The organism is Zoogloea sp. GW822-FHT05C07 (assembly GCF_058800215.1).
Map to the genome: position 1 here is coordinate 3,049,759 of NZ_CM179510.1, position 14,533 is coordinate 3,064,291.

Sequence of the window (14,533 nt, forward strand, 5' to 3'; positions counted from 1 at the left end):
GTGAAATCCCTTGGCCGGATACAGACGAATGACCACGCGCCTCTCCGGCCAAATCCGGAGGCGGGTGGTCAAAGGTCTTGCCAAGTTCGGGACCGCCTGCGCCATGGCTGCGAAGCCAAGTATGTTGACACAGGCCCTTTCGAGCGAAAGGAGGCTACTCCCCAATGACGGCCGCGATGCTACGCGAGCCGGTGGCGTCTGTCCATCCGCACGGGAAGGGCAGGCGCAGCCTGACCTAGGCCGTGGTTGTCCGTGGCTATGCCGCTTTCACACGGCAATGGGATGAAGCTATGGGATGGGGATAGAATCGAGGCCTGGATGGAGAGAACGGAAAGGGTGAGGCGATGGCGGAGGATGGATTGGACGCAGGGCAACATGCGGAACGCCGCAAGCGTCAACGTTTCGTGGCGCGGCGCTGGGGCAGTACCTGTTTCTGGGTTTCGATCGACGGGCTCCGGTTGCCGCTGAACGATCTGTCCCTCGAGGGCTTCGGCGTGCCGGCGAGCACGCCGCCGGCGGAGCCGCGCAGTTTCTCCTTCGTGCTGCACCTGGACGGGATTCCGGACCAGATCCGCGGCGAGGCGACGACGATGAATTTCCTCGCCAGCCCGGAAGGTGGGCAACTGGGCTGCCGGTTCACGTCTTTCGAGGAGGATGGCGCCCTGCGCCTGCACGACTGGCTGACCGTACACGTGATTGCCTCCGCTTCGGTGCGCATTTCCGAGCAGGAGGCGGCGGCGATCGTCGCCGGCCCGTCGCTGGTGTGAGCGCGAGGGGCGAGATATTTGCCCAGGTGCTTGAAACATCGGTAAAATTTGCAACAGCTTCGCCGGCCACTGGCCGGCGTTTTCCTTTTCCGTTTTGCTGTCGTGCCGCTCCTGCGGCGGACTCAAGGAATACCTGCCGTGCTCATCGCCAATAACATCACGATGCAATTCGGGGCCAAGCCCCTGTTCGAGAACGTCTCCGTCAAGTTCGGGGACGGTAACCGCTACGGCCTGATCGGTGCCAACGGGGCCGGCAAGTCCACCTTCATGAAGATCCTGGCCGGCGTGCTCGAGCCCTCCGCTGGCAACGTCGCCATCGACAGCGGCGAGCGCATGGCCTTCCTGAAGCAGGACCAGTTCGCCTACGAAGACGTGCGGGTGATCGACGTGGTGATGATGGGCCATGCCGAGATGTGGGCCTGCATGCAGGAGAAGGACGCGATCTACGCCAACCCGGAAGCTACCGAAGAGGACTACATGAAGGCGGCCGAGCTGGAAGGCCACTTCGCCGAGTACGACGGCTACACCGCCGAGGCCCGTGCCGGCGAGCTGCTGCATGGCGTCGGCATCCCCACCGAGCAGCACAACGGCCCGATGCGCGAAGTCGCCCCCGGCTGGAAGCTGCGGGTGCTGCTGGCCCAGGCCCTGTTCGCCAACCCGGACATCCTGCTGCTCGACGAACCGACCAACAACCTCGACATCAACACCATCCGCTGGTTGGAGAACGTGCTCAACGAGCGCAACTCCACGATGATCATCATCTCCCACGACCGCCACTTCCTGAACCAGGTGTGCACCCACATGGCCGACCTCGACTACGGCCGCATCCAGGTGTGGCCCGGCACGTGGGATGACTACATCGAGGCCTCGACGCAAGCCCGCGAGCGCCAGTCGGCGGCCAACCAGAAGGCCAAGGAAAAGGTCCAGGAGCTGCAGGAGTTCGTGCGCCGCTTCTCGGCCAACAAGTCCAAGGCCCGCCAGGCGACCAGCCGCGCCAAGCAGATCGAGAAGATCAAGATCGACGAATTCAAGCCGTCCAGCCGCCAGTACCCGTGGATCCGCTTCGACTACGACGAGAAGGAAAAGCTGCACCGCCAGGCCGTCGAGATCGAGAACCTCACCTTCGGCTACGATCCGGCCAACCCGATCATCAAGAATTTCACCTTCACCGCCGACGCCAATGACCGCATTGCGATCATCGGCGAGAACGGCATCGGCAAGACGACGCTGCTGAAGCTGCTGGTCGGTTCCGAGCTGCACGGCCTGACGCCCCAGTTCGGTACCATCAAGTGGGCCGAGAAGGCCAAGCTCGGTTACTACGCGCAGGATCACGCCGAGGATTTCGCCAGCGGCGAGAACCTCACCGACTGGATCAGCGGCTACGTGCGCGAGGGCGGCTACGAGGGCGACGACGCCGAAACCCTGATCCGCGGCACGCTGGGGCGTCTGCTGTTCAAGGGTGACGACGTGAAGAAGTCGGTCAAGGTGATCTCCGGCGGTGAGCAGGGCCGCATGCTGTTCGGCAAGCTGATGCTCCAGCGCAAGAACGTGCTGCTCCTCGACGAGCCGACCAACCACATGGACATGGAGTCCATCGAGTCCCTCAACTCGGGTATCGCGGATTTCGGCGGTACGCTGTTCTTCGTGTCCCACGACCGGGCCTTCGTGTCCTCCATCGCCACCCGCATCCTCGAAATCCGTGGGCCGGGCGAGATCATCGACTACCGCGGTACCTACGAGGAATACCTGGCCAGCCAGGGCATCGAATAAGCCGCCGCCATTGGTCTGGCGCGGGGTTTCCGGAATGTCGTCCGCACCGCGCCTGGCCTTCCTGATCGTCGTCACCATCGCCGCCGGCCTGCTGGCCGACAGCCGCGCCGGCGCCTGGGGTCAGCCGCTGGTCAGCCTGTGGGTGTGGGCGCTGTTCGGTTGGCTGCTGTGGCGTGAGCAGGATCTGCGGCTGCGCCTGCTCGCCTGTCTCGGGATCGCAACGGCCGGGGAGCTGGTGCTGTCCCTGTGGTGGGGGCTGTACGACTACCGCCTCGGCAATCTGCCGCTATTCGTGCCGCCCGGCCATGTGCTGCTGTACTGGCTGGGCCTTTTTCTTGCGGCGCGGCTGCCGGCCTGGCTGCTGGTGTGGGGGCCGCGGCTCGCGGTCGTGGCCGTGACGGTGCTAGCGCTGGCCGGCCTCGACTGGCTGGGGCCGCCGCTGGTGCTGCTGTTCCTGTTGTGCGTACGGCGCGGGCCGGCGCCGGGCTTGTACGTGACGATGTTCCTGCTGTCCCTGCTGATGGAGCTGTGGGGAACTTGGCTGGGCTGCTGGAGCTGGCGGGCCTGCGCCCCAGGCCTGGGCTGGCCGGTGGCCAACCCGCCGCTGGCCGCGGGTGCCTTCTATTGCGTTCTCGATCTTCTCAGTGACGCCGCGCACTCCCGTCGGCGATTGCGTACGGCATAATCCGGACCGTCATCCGTTTTCGCCCGTGCATGAAGCTCAGCAAGCTTTCCCTCCTGTTCTCGGCTGCGCTGCTGTTGATCGTCGGGATCAATGGCTCGATCTCGATGCTCGTGCTGCGTGCCTTCGACAAGGTTCAGGCCGTCCAGGATCATCGTGTGGACGCCCTGCGGGTGGTCGAGGAGCTGCGCCGCGAGACGGATACCCTGTCGCGCCTCGTACGGGCCTATGCGGCGACCGGAGAAACCCGCTACCTCACCTATTACTACGCGATTCTGTCCATCCGGGAGGGCGAGGCATCGGCCATCCAGGACGATGACGATGCCACTTTCTGGGAGCGGGTGATCGCCGGGCAGGCTCGCTATGTGCCCGGAGGAGCCGGACCGCGCGTATCGATGCGCTCCCGCATGGTGGTGCTGGGTTTCCAGGGCCCGGAGCTGGCGACGCTGGAGAAGGTGCTGGCGGAGACGGAAGGGCTGAAGGCCATCGAGCAGGTGGCTTTCGCGGCCACCCAGGGACTGTACGACCCCCATACCCGCACGATCGTCTCGGAGGGTGTTCCGCGCCCCGATCTGGCCGTGAAGCTGGTTTTCGGGCCGGACTATGATCGCCAGCGGCTCCGCGTGGCAACCGCGATCACCGAACTGATGCAGCGGGTGGACCAGCGCACCGGCGCCGAGGTCACCGAGGCCCGCGAGCGCCTGGGGGCGTGGATCGTCGCGTCGGTGGTCAGCATGGGCATGACGGCCCTGCTGGTCCTGCTGGCCTTTCGCACCACCCACCGGAAGGTGCTGCAGCCCCTTGCTGACATGTGCGCGGTGACCGGCCAGCTGGCCCGTGGCCAGTACGACGTGCGGCTGGGCTGCGCGGATGGGGTGGAAGAGGTGCAGGCGTTGAGTACGACCCTCAATTCGATGGCCCGGGCCATCGAGACCGACATCCGCGAGCGCGAGGCGATCGGCCGGGAACTGCAGCAGGCCCGCGCCAGGGCGGAGCAGGCCACGCAGGCCAAGTCGATGTTCCTCGCCAACATGAGCCACGAGATCCGTACGCCGCTCAATGCGGTGATCGGCATGGCGGAGCTGATCCTGCACAGCCGCCTGCTGCCGCGCCAGCGCGAGTACGCGGAGAAGATCCGCGGCGCCGGCCGCTCGCTGCTCGACACGCTCAACGACATCCTCGACTTCTCCAAGATCGAAGCCGGCCGCCTGGAACTCGAGGACATCCCGTTCCGCCTCGAGCCGGTGGTGGCCAATGCACTGCAGATGGTCGAGGGGGCCGCCCGCGAGAAGGGCATCGAACTGATCTTCGAGGTCGGGCCGGGCTGCGCGCCGGCGCTCGATGCGCAGCTCCTCGGCGACCCGCTGCGCATCGGCCAGGTGCTCGGCAACCTGCTCTCCAACGCAGTCAAGTTTACCCCCGCCGGGCATGTCGCCCTGCGTGTCGGGGCGGAGCCGGCCAGTTCCGGGGTCCTGCCGGTCAGCTTCAGCGTCGAGGACACCGGTATCGGCATGCGTACGGCGCAGATCGAGCACATCTTTGAGGACTTCGTGCAGGCCGACGGCGCCACCACCCGCCAGTACGGCGGCACCGGCCTGGGGCTGGCCATCGTGCGGCGCCTGGTGGAGGCGATGGGCGGCGGAGTGCGGGTCAGCAGCGAGCCCCGCCGTGGCAGCGTGTTTCAGGTACGCCTGCCGCTGGTCCTCGGCGACGTCCACGACGCGCTGCTCGCCGCACCGCTTCCGTGGGAAGGGCTGCGGGTGCTGGTGGCAGACGACTATCCGGAGGCGCGGCTGTCCCTGATCGACCTGCTCAACCAGCAGGGCATCGAGGCGGTGGACGCGGCGACCAGCGCGGCCGAGGTGCTCGAATGTCTGCAGGCGGCCCAGCGGGACTGCGTGCCCTACGATCTGCTGTTCCTCGACTGGACGCTCCCGGACCGGGACGGTGGCGCGCTGTTGGAGTGCTTGCGGAGCCGGACGGAGCTGGTGCCTCGGCACATCGCGCTGATGTCCACGCCGCGTGCGCTGGATGCACGTATCCACGAAATTCTTCCCGGTGGCCTGCACGTCTGTGAGAAGCCCCTGCTGCCAGCTGCGCTGAAGCGTCTTGGCGACGTTATCTTCGGTCGCCGCGAGGCCGAGCACGGCGGGCGGAGCCCCGAGGCCGGTGCGCTGGACGGCATGCGCGTGCTGCTGGTCGAGGACAACTCCACCAGCCGCGACGTGGCCGTGGCCTTGATGGGACGCTGGGGGGTGGAGACGGACAGCGCTGCCGATGGCCGGGATGCGCTGGCACAGCTCGCTGCCCAGTCTCCCGACTGCTACGACCTGGTATTCATGGATCTGCAGATGCCGATGATGGACGGCTATGAGGCCGTGCGTCGGATCCGCGTGCAGCCGGCCTTCGACAGCCTGCCGATCTATGCCTTGTCGGCCCACAGCGGACGCACCGCGCTGACGCGCTGCCTGGCGGTCGGGATGAACGGCTGCCTCGCCAAGCCCTATGAGCCCGGCGAGCTCTATGCCGTGCTGCGCAACCACTATCACGGGCCGGCGCGGCCCGAGCCGGCGGCGCTGTTCCAGCCGGGCGGTGAGGCGGCGGTGACGGGACTGGCCGGCATTCCCGGCATTGATCCCCGCTGCGCGATCAACGACACCGGGGTCAGCCCGACCCTGTATCCGCGCCTGCTGGCCAAGTTCCGCGATCAGTTCGCCGACGGTCCGCAGCGCCTGCGTAACGATGTGGAAAACCGGGCCTGGGAGCGGGTGGTGCCGTTTGCCCACACCCTCCGCGGCCGGGCCGGGTTGTTGGGCATGATCGAAATCTCCGCCATCGCCGGACGTCTGGAAGCCGCTGCGCGGGCCCGGGACAGCGGGCGCGCGCGGGCGGCGCTGCGGGCGCTGGAAGAGCAGCTGCGCCCGATCGTCGAGGGGCTGGGACGAGTCCTGCCCACGCTGGAAACGAGTAACGACACCCCGTCCGCGCCGCCCGCCGCCGGCGCGAATCCTCCGGAGCTGGTTCGATGAAACACCTGTTGCCGATTCTCGCCGGATGCGCAGTTCTCCTGGCGCCGTCACTGGCCGCGTCCCAGGAAATCAGCCTGTCGGGCTTCGGCACGGTGGGTTATGCCCAGTCCAACCGATCCTATCGCTATCAGCGTTTCATCGACAGCGGCGGCACCCTGCAGCGGGATTCGCGCCTCGGCGTGCAGCTCGACGCCAGCCTGACGCCGGCCTGGAGCGCCACTGTGCAGGCCACGCTGGCACCGGCGCCGGACAGCGACCGTCAATGGGATCTGAACCTGCCCTGGGCCTTCGTCTCCTGGAGGCCGGACAACGACTGGCTGCTGCGGGCCGGCAAGCTGCGTCTGCCGTTGCTGCGCTTTTCGGAAACCCTCGACGTGGGGACGACCTTCAATTTCGCCCGCCTGCCGGTCGAGGTCTATTCGCTGGCCCCGACCGCCGACGTGACCGGCCTGGCGGTGGCGCGGAACTGGCTGGACGAGGACCGGGAGGTGAGCCTGGAGGGCTACGTGGGTTCCGCCGACTCCTACTGGCGCTTCTTCCGCCGCGATGCGGTGCCCGGTTCCCGCCCCCGCGGGGCCTGGTTCGAACACATCGACATGTGGCTGACCGGCGCGCTGCTGACGGTGCGCGACGGGGATAACCGGCTGCGCCTGAGCGTTCATCGAGGGGATGTGAAACGGTCTGACGGCCCGATTCCGGCGACCTATCCCTTCGTGCCGGTGGCAAGCGGTGGCGGTTACTACCAGGTCACCGATGCGCTGCCGGGCCCGGGCGTGCCGACCGTCAGCCGGGTGCTCAACTATACGTTCACTGCCAGTGCCGAGTTTGCGCTGCCCCACGACTTCATCTTCACCGGCGAGGCGGTGCGCCGGCGGGTCACGCGCGCCACGCTCGGTACCGATTCGTGGGCGGCCTATGCGGCTCTGCAGCGGCGCATCGGGCCGTGGACGCCCTATGTGTATGTGGCAAGAATTCTGTCGTCGTCGGCCGCGCGGCGGCTCTACGCTGACGTTAACGGAAATCTGCTGCCCGCGTCGGTTGCCGGGGCTGACATCATCAACCCCACTCAGCGGGCGGGGGTCGACTCCCTCAACGTCGTAGACCAACGCTCCGTCGCCGTAGGGACGTCCTACACACTGACACCCCAGCAGAAACTGAAGGTCGAGTGGTTGCACACCCGTACCGGCAGCGCATCGGACTTCCTCGATGCGCCGACCGGAGAGAGCAGCGGACATCGCGCAGTGGATGTCCTGTCCATGTCGTACAACTTCACTTTCTGAGGCGCGTCATGGGATTCCGTCGCGCCGGCCTGATCCTGTTCCTGTGCGGGAACATGGTGAGTGGCCATGCGCTTGCCGGCGATGTGGTGGTGATTGCCCATCCTTCCGTGCCCCGTCTGGACAATGTAACGGTCGAGCGTCTCTACACCGGAAAGATCGTCGAGGTGGGGGGCGTGCGCGTGACGCCGTTCGATCTCGTGGCGGGCCATCCCCTGCGGGGGCGTTTCCTGGCCCGCTGGCTGGACCGGGACGAGGAGCGCTATTCGGCCTACTGGACCGTGCGACGCTATGTGGGCAAGGGGGTGCCGCCCTCCCAGGTGCCGACGACGGCGGAGATGATCCGGCGGGTCGGTGCCACGCCCGGCGCCGTCGGATACGTGGATGAGGCCGACATGAAAGGCGATGTCAAAGCGGGCCTGAACGTGCTCATACGCTGACGGAGGCGTGTCGCCCGGAGCGGGTGCCCATCTGCGGCCAAGTCGCTATTCGGTCACGGGCGTGCCGCGCGGCAGCGGCTACACTCGGGGCATGCCGAGTGTTTCACCATCCCGCATCATGAATGCCTTGTCCGTTCCCCAGCCCGTTCCCCTGGCCCAGGCCCATCGACTGCTCAACCACGGTCCCGCGGTTCTGGTTTCTTCCGCCCATGGGGCGTGCCGCAACATCATGGCCGCGTCCTGGAGCATGCCTCTCGATTTCGATCCGCCCAAGGTCGCCGTGGTGCTCGACCGCGCGACGCTGACCCGCGAACTGGTCGATGCGTCTGGTGAGTTCGTGCTGGCCGTGCCATGTCGCGCCATTGCCGAGCAGACCCTGGCGGCGGGGCGGTCGAGCGGCCGTGACGGCGACAAGTTCGCTGCCCTCGAATTCGAGACATTTCCGGCCAGCCAGGTGGCGGCGCCACTGCCGGCGGGCTGCATTGCCTGGCTCGAATGCCGGGTCATCGACGAACCGGGGGTTCAGCACACCTATGACCTGTTCCTTGGCGAGGTGCTGGCCGCGTGGGCCGATCCGGCCGAGTTCTCAGATGGGCGCTGGCATTTCTCGGCAGACGTGCGGCGCTCCATCCATTACGTTTCCGGTGGGCAGTTTTTCGCCACAGGCGAGGTCTTCGAGGTTTCCACGACGGGGTGACACGGGCCGTTCTCCGGGGGCTCTGAGCGCGAAAGATAATTTTTTGCTGCAATGCACAAAACCACTTGCATTCTCTCTTTGTGCGATGCAACATAGAGCCATACCGAAATTCTTTCGGTGACCGCAACCCAATTCGAGGAGAACATCATGTCCGTCAGCCCCGAACAGTTCGTGGCCACTTCCAAGGCCAACGTCGAAGCCGGTCTGAAGACCGCCACCAGCTTCGCCACCACCCTGTTTTCCGCCGTCGAGCGCATTGCCAGCCTGAACCTGGCCACCGCCCGTGGTGCTTTCGATGACAGCCTGGCCTTCTCCAAGGCTGTGCTCGCCGCGAAGGATCCGCAAGCCTTTGCCGCCCTGCAACTGGGCGCCATCACCCCGGCCGTCGAGAAGTCCGTGGCCTACGGCCGCAGCCTGTCCGACATCGGCGGCGACGCTCAGGAAGAGCTGACCAAGCTGGTCGAAGCCGAAGCCGCTGTTCTGTCCAAGAACATCGAAGTCGCGCTGGACGGCATCTTCAAGAACGCCCCGGCTGGCTCCGAGCCCGCCATCAAGGCCGTGAAGACCGCCCTGGCCAACGCCAGCAGTGCTTACGAAGGCGCCACCAAGGCTGCCAAGCAAGTTGCCGCTGCCGCCCAAGCCAGCGTCGAGAAGGCCACCCTGGTTGCCGTCGAAAGCGTCGACAAGGGCACCAAGGCTGCTGCTTCTGCTCTGAAGGTCGCCTGATCGTCCGCGGCTCGCGCCGCGCGTTCATGCTGTCCGGCACAAAGGCCCTTCGGGGCCTTTGTGCCGTTTACGCGTCGTGTTCCATGGACCTCCGGGGGCCGCGCGAGGGGCTGGCTCAGGTGGCATGGGGCGCTTCCGGCAGACGGGGCTGCCGCGAAAGCCGGCAGCGGGCCTTGTGTCGTGCGCTGTCGCTAGCATAATCACGGCATTGCGCACCGGAGGTCGAACCGCAGGTGGTTCGTGCCGTTCGCCCGCCCCGGCGCCCGAATGATCTGCGTCAATCCTTCCGGAGGTTCGCATGCTCGCCCAATCCCTGCAGGATCGTGCCGTCGGAGCCCTGATGGGGGCCTTCATCGGCGATGCACTGGCTCTCGGTCCCCACTGGTACTACGACCTCGACGCCCTGCGCGCCGACTACGGCGACTGGATCGACAGCTACACCACGCCGCGGCCCGGTCGCTATCACGCCGGCCTGAGCGCCGGCCAGCCATCCCAGGCCGGGGTGCTGCTGGCGCTGACGCTGGATTCGCTGGTGGAGCGGGGCGGGTATGACGAAGCCGACTTCTGCCGGCGCATGGATGAGGATTTCTTCCCGCTGATCGACGGCACGCCGATGCACGGTCCCGGCGGCTATACCAGTCAGTCGATTCGCGAAGCCTGGCGCCGGCGCGTCGGGCAGGGGCAGGCGTGGGGCCATTGCGGCGGCAACGCCGATACCACCGAGGCGGCCGAGCGGACGCTGGCGATCGCCGTGCGCTATGCGCTGCGGCCGGCCGAATTGGCCTCGGCGGTGACGCGCAACACCGTGTTGACGCAGACCGATGGCACCGTGGTGGCGATGACCGTGGCTTTCGGGGCGGTGCTCGGCATGCTTGTCGAAGGCTACGCGTTGGACGAGCAGCTGTCGGGCCGGATGATGGCACGCGTGAAGAGTGGGCTGCTGCCGTTCCATTCGGTGACCCGCGGCGCGCTGCAGGCGCCCCATCCGGACGCCGAGGAGGCTCCGACGGCCGGGCGCTTTCCGTCTCCGGATGCACTGCTCGGGCCGTCCGATACCGCCCGCGCGGCACGCGATCCGTCGATCCACATCGATCCGGCGTGGAAGGTGTCGCTGGTCTATGGGCTGCCCTGCGCGGTATATCACCAGTTTCCCGCCGCTTACTACCTGGCGGCCCGTTTTCCGGACGATTTCGAATCGGCGGTGCTGCACGCGGTGAACGGCGGTGGTCAGAACCAGGCCCGGGCCATCCTTACCGGTGCGCTGGCTGGCGCCCAGAGTGGCTTGTCGGGGATTCCCCAGCGCTTCATCGACGGCCTGGAGAACGGGACCGAGCTGCTCGAGCAGGCCCGCCGGTTGGCCGTCCAGGTCATCGTGGGGACTTAGCCGCCCATTCCTGGCGTATTCCCGGCGTATTCCCGGCGTGTTGCGCTGGGTGGCGGAAGTCCCTGGCGAGGGTCGGCTGCCCGGCTCATTCCAATGTCGTTACAATGCTGCGCGGATCGGACATGAAGGCCCGGGATACGCGGGCCATGTGGAGGAGATAGGGATGAGCGTCATTTTTGCCAAAACCCTGAAGGGGTATGAGGAGATCGAGAAACGGGCTGCCGGCTTCAGCCCGCGGGTACGCCGCCTGCTGATCTTCGTGGATGGGAAGCGTACGGTCGAGGATCTGCGCGGCCTGCTGCAGTCGGACGATCTGGAACACACCCTCGGCATGCTCGAGGAAGAGGGTTACATCGGAATGGTGGAGGCCACCGGGCCGGATGGCGTGCGGCAGGCGCCGCCACCACAGCAACCTGCGCTGACGGCCTTCCGCCTGCACCCGCCGGGGGAGGATCCGCAGCGCCTCAGGAAGGCCCGTAATTTCATGGTCAATACCCTCAACACCTTCATCGGGGCGGTAGGGACCAGTTCATTGCAGAACCGCATCGATGCGGCGCCCAGTCCGGCCGCGCTGCGCGAGCTGTTCGACGAGTGGTATCACGCCATCGTCAGCTCCCGCGACGGCCGGCGGGAGGCCGAACAACTGCGCCGCCTGCTGCTCGAGGTGATCTGAGGCGGGCGCAACCGCACTTGCGCCGCATCAAGTACGCGGCGGCAGGGGATGGCTAAGCTGAGGGTGCCATGGCCAGTTCCGAGCTCGATTTCAACATCCCCGGCCGCGAGATCGCCGTCGCGGCGGAGGCCCTGTACCTGGCCAATCTGATGATCGTGCCGGGCATCGCCTTCATCGCGCTGCTGGTGCTGTGGTTCCGCGAGCACCGGCGGGCGCCGGAGCTGGCACGCGTGCATCTGCGCCAGACCGTCGCCGCCAGCCTGTGGGCCGGCGTGCTGCTGGTGGTCGCCAACGCGGCGATCATCTTCACCGGCGGCTACGGTTCGCCGTACACCTGGGTGATCGTGATCCTCTACTTCACGACCTGCCATTCCACGCTGATCTTCTGCGGCGCCATCGGCCTCGCCAAGGCGCTGGCCGGCAAGCCCTTCCGTTACCCCTTGATCGGACCTCGTTGATGGCAACGCCCCGTGTGATCCCGATCCGCCCGGTAGGCACGGCGCGGCCAGACGGAGGCCGCCAGCGTCTGCGGCGCTGGGCCCAGGGCGGCTTCTTCGTGCTGTTCGTGCTGGCGCCGGTGTTCGATCTGCTGCGCTACGACCTGGTGGCGGGGCATGCCTGGTTGCTCGGCTTCGAGTGGCACGCCGGCCTGGAGGACTTCTCGGCGGGGCATATCGACGCGCTGGGGGCGGTGCTGCGGGTCATCGGGCGGGTGCTGCTGCCGATCCTGGCGGTCGGCGCCGTGCTGATCGGCGTGGCCTGGCGCTGGGGGCGGTTGTACTGCGGCTGGCTGTGCCCGCACTTTTCAGTGGTGGAAACCATCAACGGCTTCATGCGCCGGGCCATCGGCCGCCCCAGCGTGTGGGAGGCCCGCGAGCTGCCGCCGTGGGAGCCGGATGGTACGCCGGTCCGCTACGACCGCCTGTGGTGGTTGGTGACGGTACCGTTGGCGGTGGGCTTCGCCTTTGTGTGGGCGGTGGTGCTGCTCACCTACCTGCTGCCGCCCTTTCAGGTGTATGGGCACTTGCTGGCGTTGGCGCCGACCCGCAATGAATTCATCTTCATCACCGCCGGCACGCTGGTGCTGTCGGCGGAGTTCCTGTTCGCGCGCCATCTGTTCTGCCGTTATGCCTGCGCGGTGGGCCTGTTCCAGAGCCTGGCCTGGATGGGCAACAGGGAGGCGATGGTGGTCGGCTTCGAGCGCGAGCGGGCCGCCGACTGCGCGAGCTGCTACAGTGCCTGCGACCATGTCTGCCCGATGCGCCTGAAGCCGCGCAACATCAAGCGCTCGATGTTCACCTGCACCCAGTGTGCCCAGTGCGTCAGCGCCTGTGAAACGACCCAGCGCGACAATCCCCGCGGCCCCCTGCTGCAATGGGTCAGCGGCGAGGCGGCACGGCATAACGAGGCGGCCTTCAGCGCGCCGAAACAGGAAAGGAAGAGTCAGTGAGCGGTTTCAACGATTTCGCCATCGCCCGTGCGCTGCACGTGCTGGCGGTACTGCTGTGGATAGGTGGCGTAGCCTTCGTGACGCTGGTGCTGCTGCCGGCCTGTCGGGCGCTGGCCGAGCCGCAGGCCCAGCTCGAACTGTTCGAGCGGCTCGAGCACCGTTTCGCCGGGATAGCCCGCTGGAGCGTGCTGCTGGCCGGTGCGTCGGGGGCATGGCTGGTATGGCGACTGGGCGTCGGTTCGCGTTTCGCCGATCCGGCCAACTGGTGGTGGATGCACGGCATGGTGATCGTATGGACGTTGTTCGCGGTGATGCTCTTCATCCTCGAACCCTTCGTGCTGCACAAGGCCTTCCAGGCCAGCGCGCGGCGCGATCCACTGGGCACGATGGCGCGCATCCAGCGCGTGCATGTGCTGCTGCTGAGCCTGAGTCTGGTCGTTGTGGCCGGTGCCGTGGCGGGCAGCCACGGCGGTTGGCTTTTCGGCTGAATAGGCTGCCGCCGGACTCAGGTGGTGAGGCTTCTTTCGGTCAGGCTCTGCAGCACGGCGATCAGGCCGCGGGCCTGGGCTTCCATCGAGAAGCGTTCGAGCACGCTGGCCCGTGCCGCCTGGCCGACCTGCCGGCGGTGTTCCGGATCGCGGAGGGCCTCGAGGGCGTCGAGCCACTCGGCGCGGCTGCGGGCGATATAACCATTCACGCCCTGTTCGATGATGGGCAGGTAGGACGGTACCGGGCTGGCCACGACCGGCAGGCCGAGGGCCATGTTCAGCGTCAGGCGGTTTTCGGACTTGACCTCCCAGTACGAGACGTCCCGACCGGGGAGCGGATCGAAGCTCATGTCCACCGGGATGATGCCCACGTCGGCCTGCATGAGATCCTGATAGACGCGTTCGGGATGCCAGGCCCGGGTCTTGAAACCAGGGCCGAAGAGTGGCGCCAGGCGTGGTCCGCCGGGGGCTCGCAGGGCCTTCTTGAGACGTTCGCGGGCGATTCGCAGCGGGCTGAGGTCGTCCCGGTAGCGGCCGATGACCGTCAGGTCGAGGAAGCGCGGTAGCGGCGACAGGGGCGGGACCGACTCCAGCGCGGAGGAGGTTACCAGCGCTGCGCGGAGCCGGCCGTCGCGGCTGGGCGCTTGTTCGGGGCGGCACAGTTCAGGCGCTTCGATGCCGTCGTGCACCACGTGGATGCGCGGCTGCAGTTCCGGCGCGTGTTGCCGCTTCAGGAATTCGGTGACGATCACCGTGGCATCCGTCGCCCGCACGATCCCGTCATCGATCCGGTCGCACACACCGTACACCGTCGGAATGCCCAGTGCCCGCAGCTCGGCCATGGCGGCCAGCACGCTGGGGCCATGTACTTTCTGGAAGAACACCGCGTCGACGCCCTGTGCCCGGGCCTGGGCGGCGACGCCGTCCACATTGGGGGTCTCGGTGCCGGCGGGCGGCTCGAAGAGGATGACGGGCTCGTAGCCCGCGGCACGCAGGTAGGGAAACATGTTGAGCACGGCGATGCGCGTGCTCGGCTGGGGGTGGGCCGTATTCGACAGCAGGACGAATCCGATCCGCTTACCGGCTTGTTTCATCGGGCGTCCATCCGGCGGGGTACGAGGTGCAGGGCGTTGTCGAGGTGCATGACGGC

General features: G+C 67.0%; 14 protein-coding genes and 1 riboswitch. Of the genes, 13 read left to right on the top strand and 1 reads right to left on the bottom strand.

Annotated features, from left to right (window positions below):
- Positions 1-3 precede the first annotated feature (3 nt).
- A riboswitch (yybP-ykoY riboswitch) is annotated at positions 4-175 on the bottom strand.
- 184 nt (positions 176-359) lie between these two features.
- From AC3QL2_RS14280 to AC3QL2_RS14340, 13 genes are all read left to right on the top strand, one after another.
- Positions 360-767 carry a PilZ domain-containing protein gene (locus tag AC3QL2_RS14280; protein WP_493231054.1) on the top strand — a complete coding sequence of 136 codons (408 nt, stop codon included), beginning with the start codon at positions 360-362 and terminating at the stop codon, positions 765-767.
- Between the two features lie 138 nt (positions 768-905).
- A complete protein-coding gene (locus AC3QL2_RS14285; protein ID WP_493231055.1) occupies positions 906-2,537 on the top strand; it encodes an ABC-F family ATPase in 1,632 nt (543 codons plus the stop codon).
- A 34-nt stretch (positions 2,538-2,571) separates the two neighbouring features.
- On the top strand, positions 2,572-3,222 hold the full coding sequence (locus AC3QL2_RS14290) for a hypothetical protein (protein ID WP_493231056.1): 651 nt from the start codon (positions 2,572-2,574) through the stop codon (positions 3,220-3,222).
- A gap of 29 nt (positions 3,223-3,251) precedes the next feature.
- Positions 3,252-6,248, top strand: coding sequence for a hybrid sensor histidine kinase/response regulator (locus tag AC3QL2_RS14295; protein WP_493231057.1), 2,997 nt, complete (start codon positions 3,252-3,254; stop codon positions 6,246-6,248).
- Complete coding sequence (locus tag AC3QL2_RS14300) at positions 6,245-7,528, top strand: hypothetical protein (protein ID WP_493231058.1); 1,284 nt, start codon at positions 6,245-6,247, stop codon at positions 7,526-7,528. The genes AC3QL2_RS14295 and AC3QL2_RS14300 overlap by 4 nt, the downstream gene beginning before the upstream one ends.
- Positions 7,529-7,536: 8 nt before the next feature.
- Positions 7,537-7,965 carry a type 2 periplasmic-binding domain-containing protein gene (locus tag AC3QL2_RS14305; RefSeq protein ID WP_493231059.1) on the top strand — a complete coding sequence of 143 codons (429 nt, stop codon included), beginning with the start codon at positions 7,537-7,539 and terminating at the stop codon, positions 7,963-7,965.
- Between the two features lie 118 nt (positions 7,966-8,083).
- Positions 8,084-8,662 (top strand): flavin reductase family protein, encoded by a 579-nt coding sequence (locus AC3QL2_RS14310; RefSeq protein ID WP_493231060.1) that lies wholly within the window; start codon positions 8,084-8,086, stop codon positions 8,660-8,662.
- A gap of 147 nt (positions 8,663-8,809) precedes the next feature.
- Positions 8,810-9,388 carry a phasin family protein gene (locus AC3QL2_RS14315; protein WP_493231061.1) on the top strand — a complete coding sequence of 193 codons (579 nt, stop codon included), beginning with the start codon at positions 8,810-8,812 and terminating at the stop codon, positions 9,386-9,388.
- A 298-nt stretch (positions 9,389-9,686) separates the two neighbouring features.
- Complete coding sequence (locus AC3QL2_RS14320) at positions 9,687-10,772, top strand: ADP-ribosylglycohydrolase family protein (protein WP_493231062.1); 1,086 nt, start codon at positions 9,687-9,689, stop codon at positions 10,770-10,772.
- 163 nt (positions 10,773-10,935) lie between these two features.
- A complete protein-coding gene (locus AC3QL2_RS14325) occupies positions 10,936-11,445 on the top strand; it encodes a hypothetical protein (RefSeq protein ID WP_493231063.1) in 510 nt (169 codons plus the stop codon).
- A gap of 68 nt (positions 11,446-11,513) precedes the next feature.
- Positions 11,514-11,903: a magnetosome magnetite crystal formation protein family gene (locus AC3QL2_RS14330; protein ID WP_493231064.1), complete on the top strand. Its 390-nt coding sequence runs from the start codon at positions 11,514-11,516 to the stop codon at positions 11,901-11,903.
- A complete protein-coding gene (locus AC3QL2_RS14335) occupies positions 11,903-12,895 on the top strand; it encodes a 4Fe-4S binding protein (protein ID WP_493231065.1) in 993 nt (330 codons plus the stop codon). Before AC3QL2_RS14330 ends, AC3QL2_RS14335 begins: the two co-directional genes overlap by 1 nt.
- Positions 12,892-13,383: a hypothetical protein gene (locus AC3QL2_RS14340; RefSeq protein ID WP_493231066.1), complete on the top strand. Its 492-nt coding sequence runs from the start codon at positions 12,892-12,894 to the stop codon at positions 13,381-13,383. Before AC3QL2_RS14335 ends, AC3QL2_RS14340 begins: the two co-directional genes overlap by 4 nt.
- 17 nt (positions 13,384-13,400) lie before the next feature.
- On the opposite strand, the gene AC3QL2_RS14345 is transcribed toward AC3QL2_RS14340, so the two are convergent.
- A complete protein-coding gene (locus AC3QL2_RS14345; RefSeq protein WP_493231067.1) occupies positions 13,401-14,477 on the bottom strand; it encodes a glycosyltransferase family protein in 1,077 nt (358 codons plus the stop codon).
- Positions 14,478-14,533 lie beyond the last annotated feature (56 nt).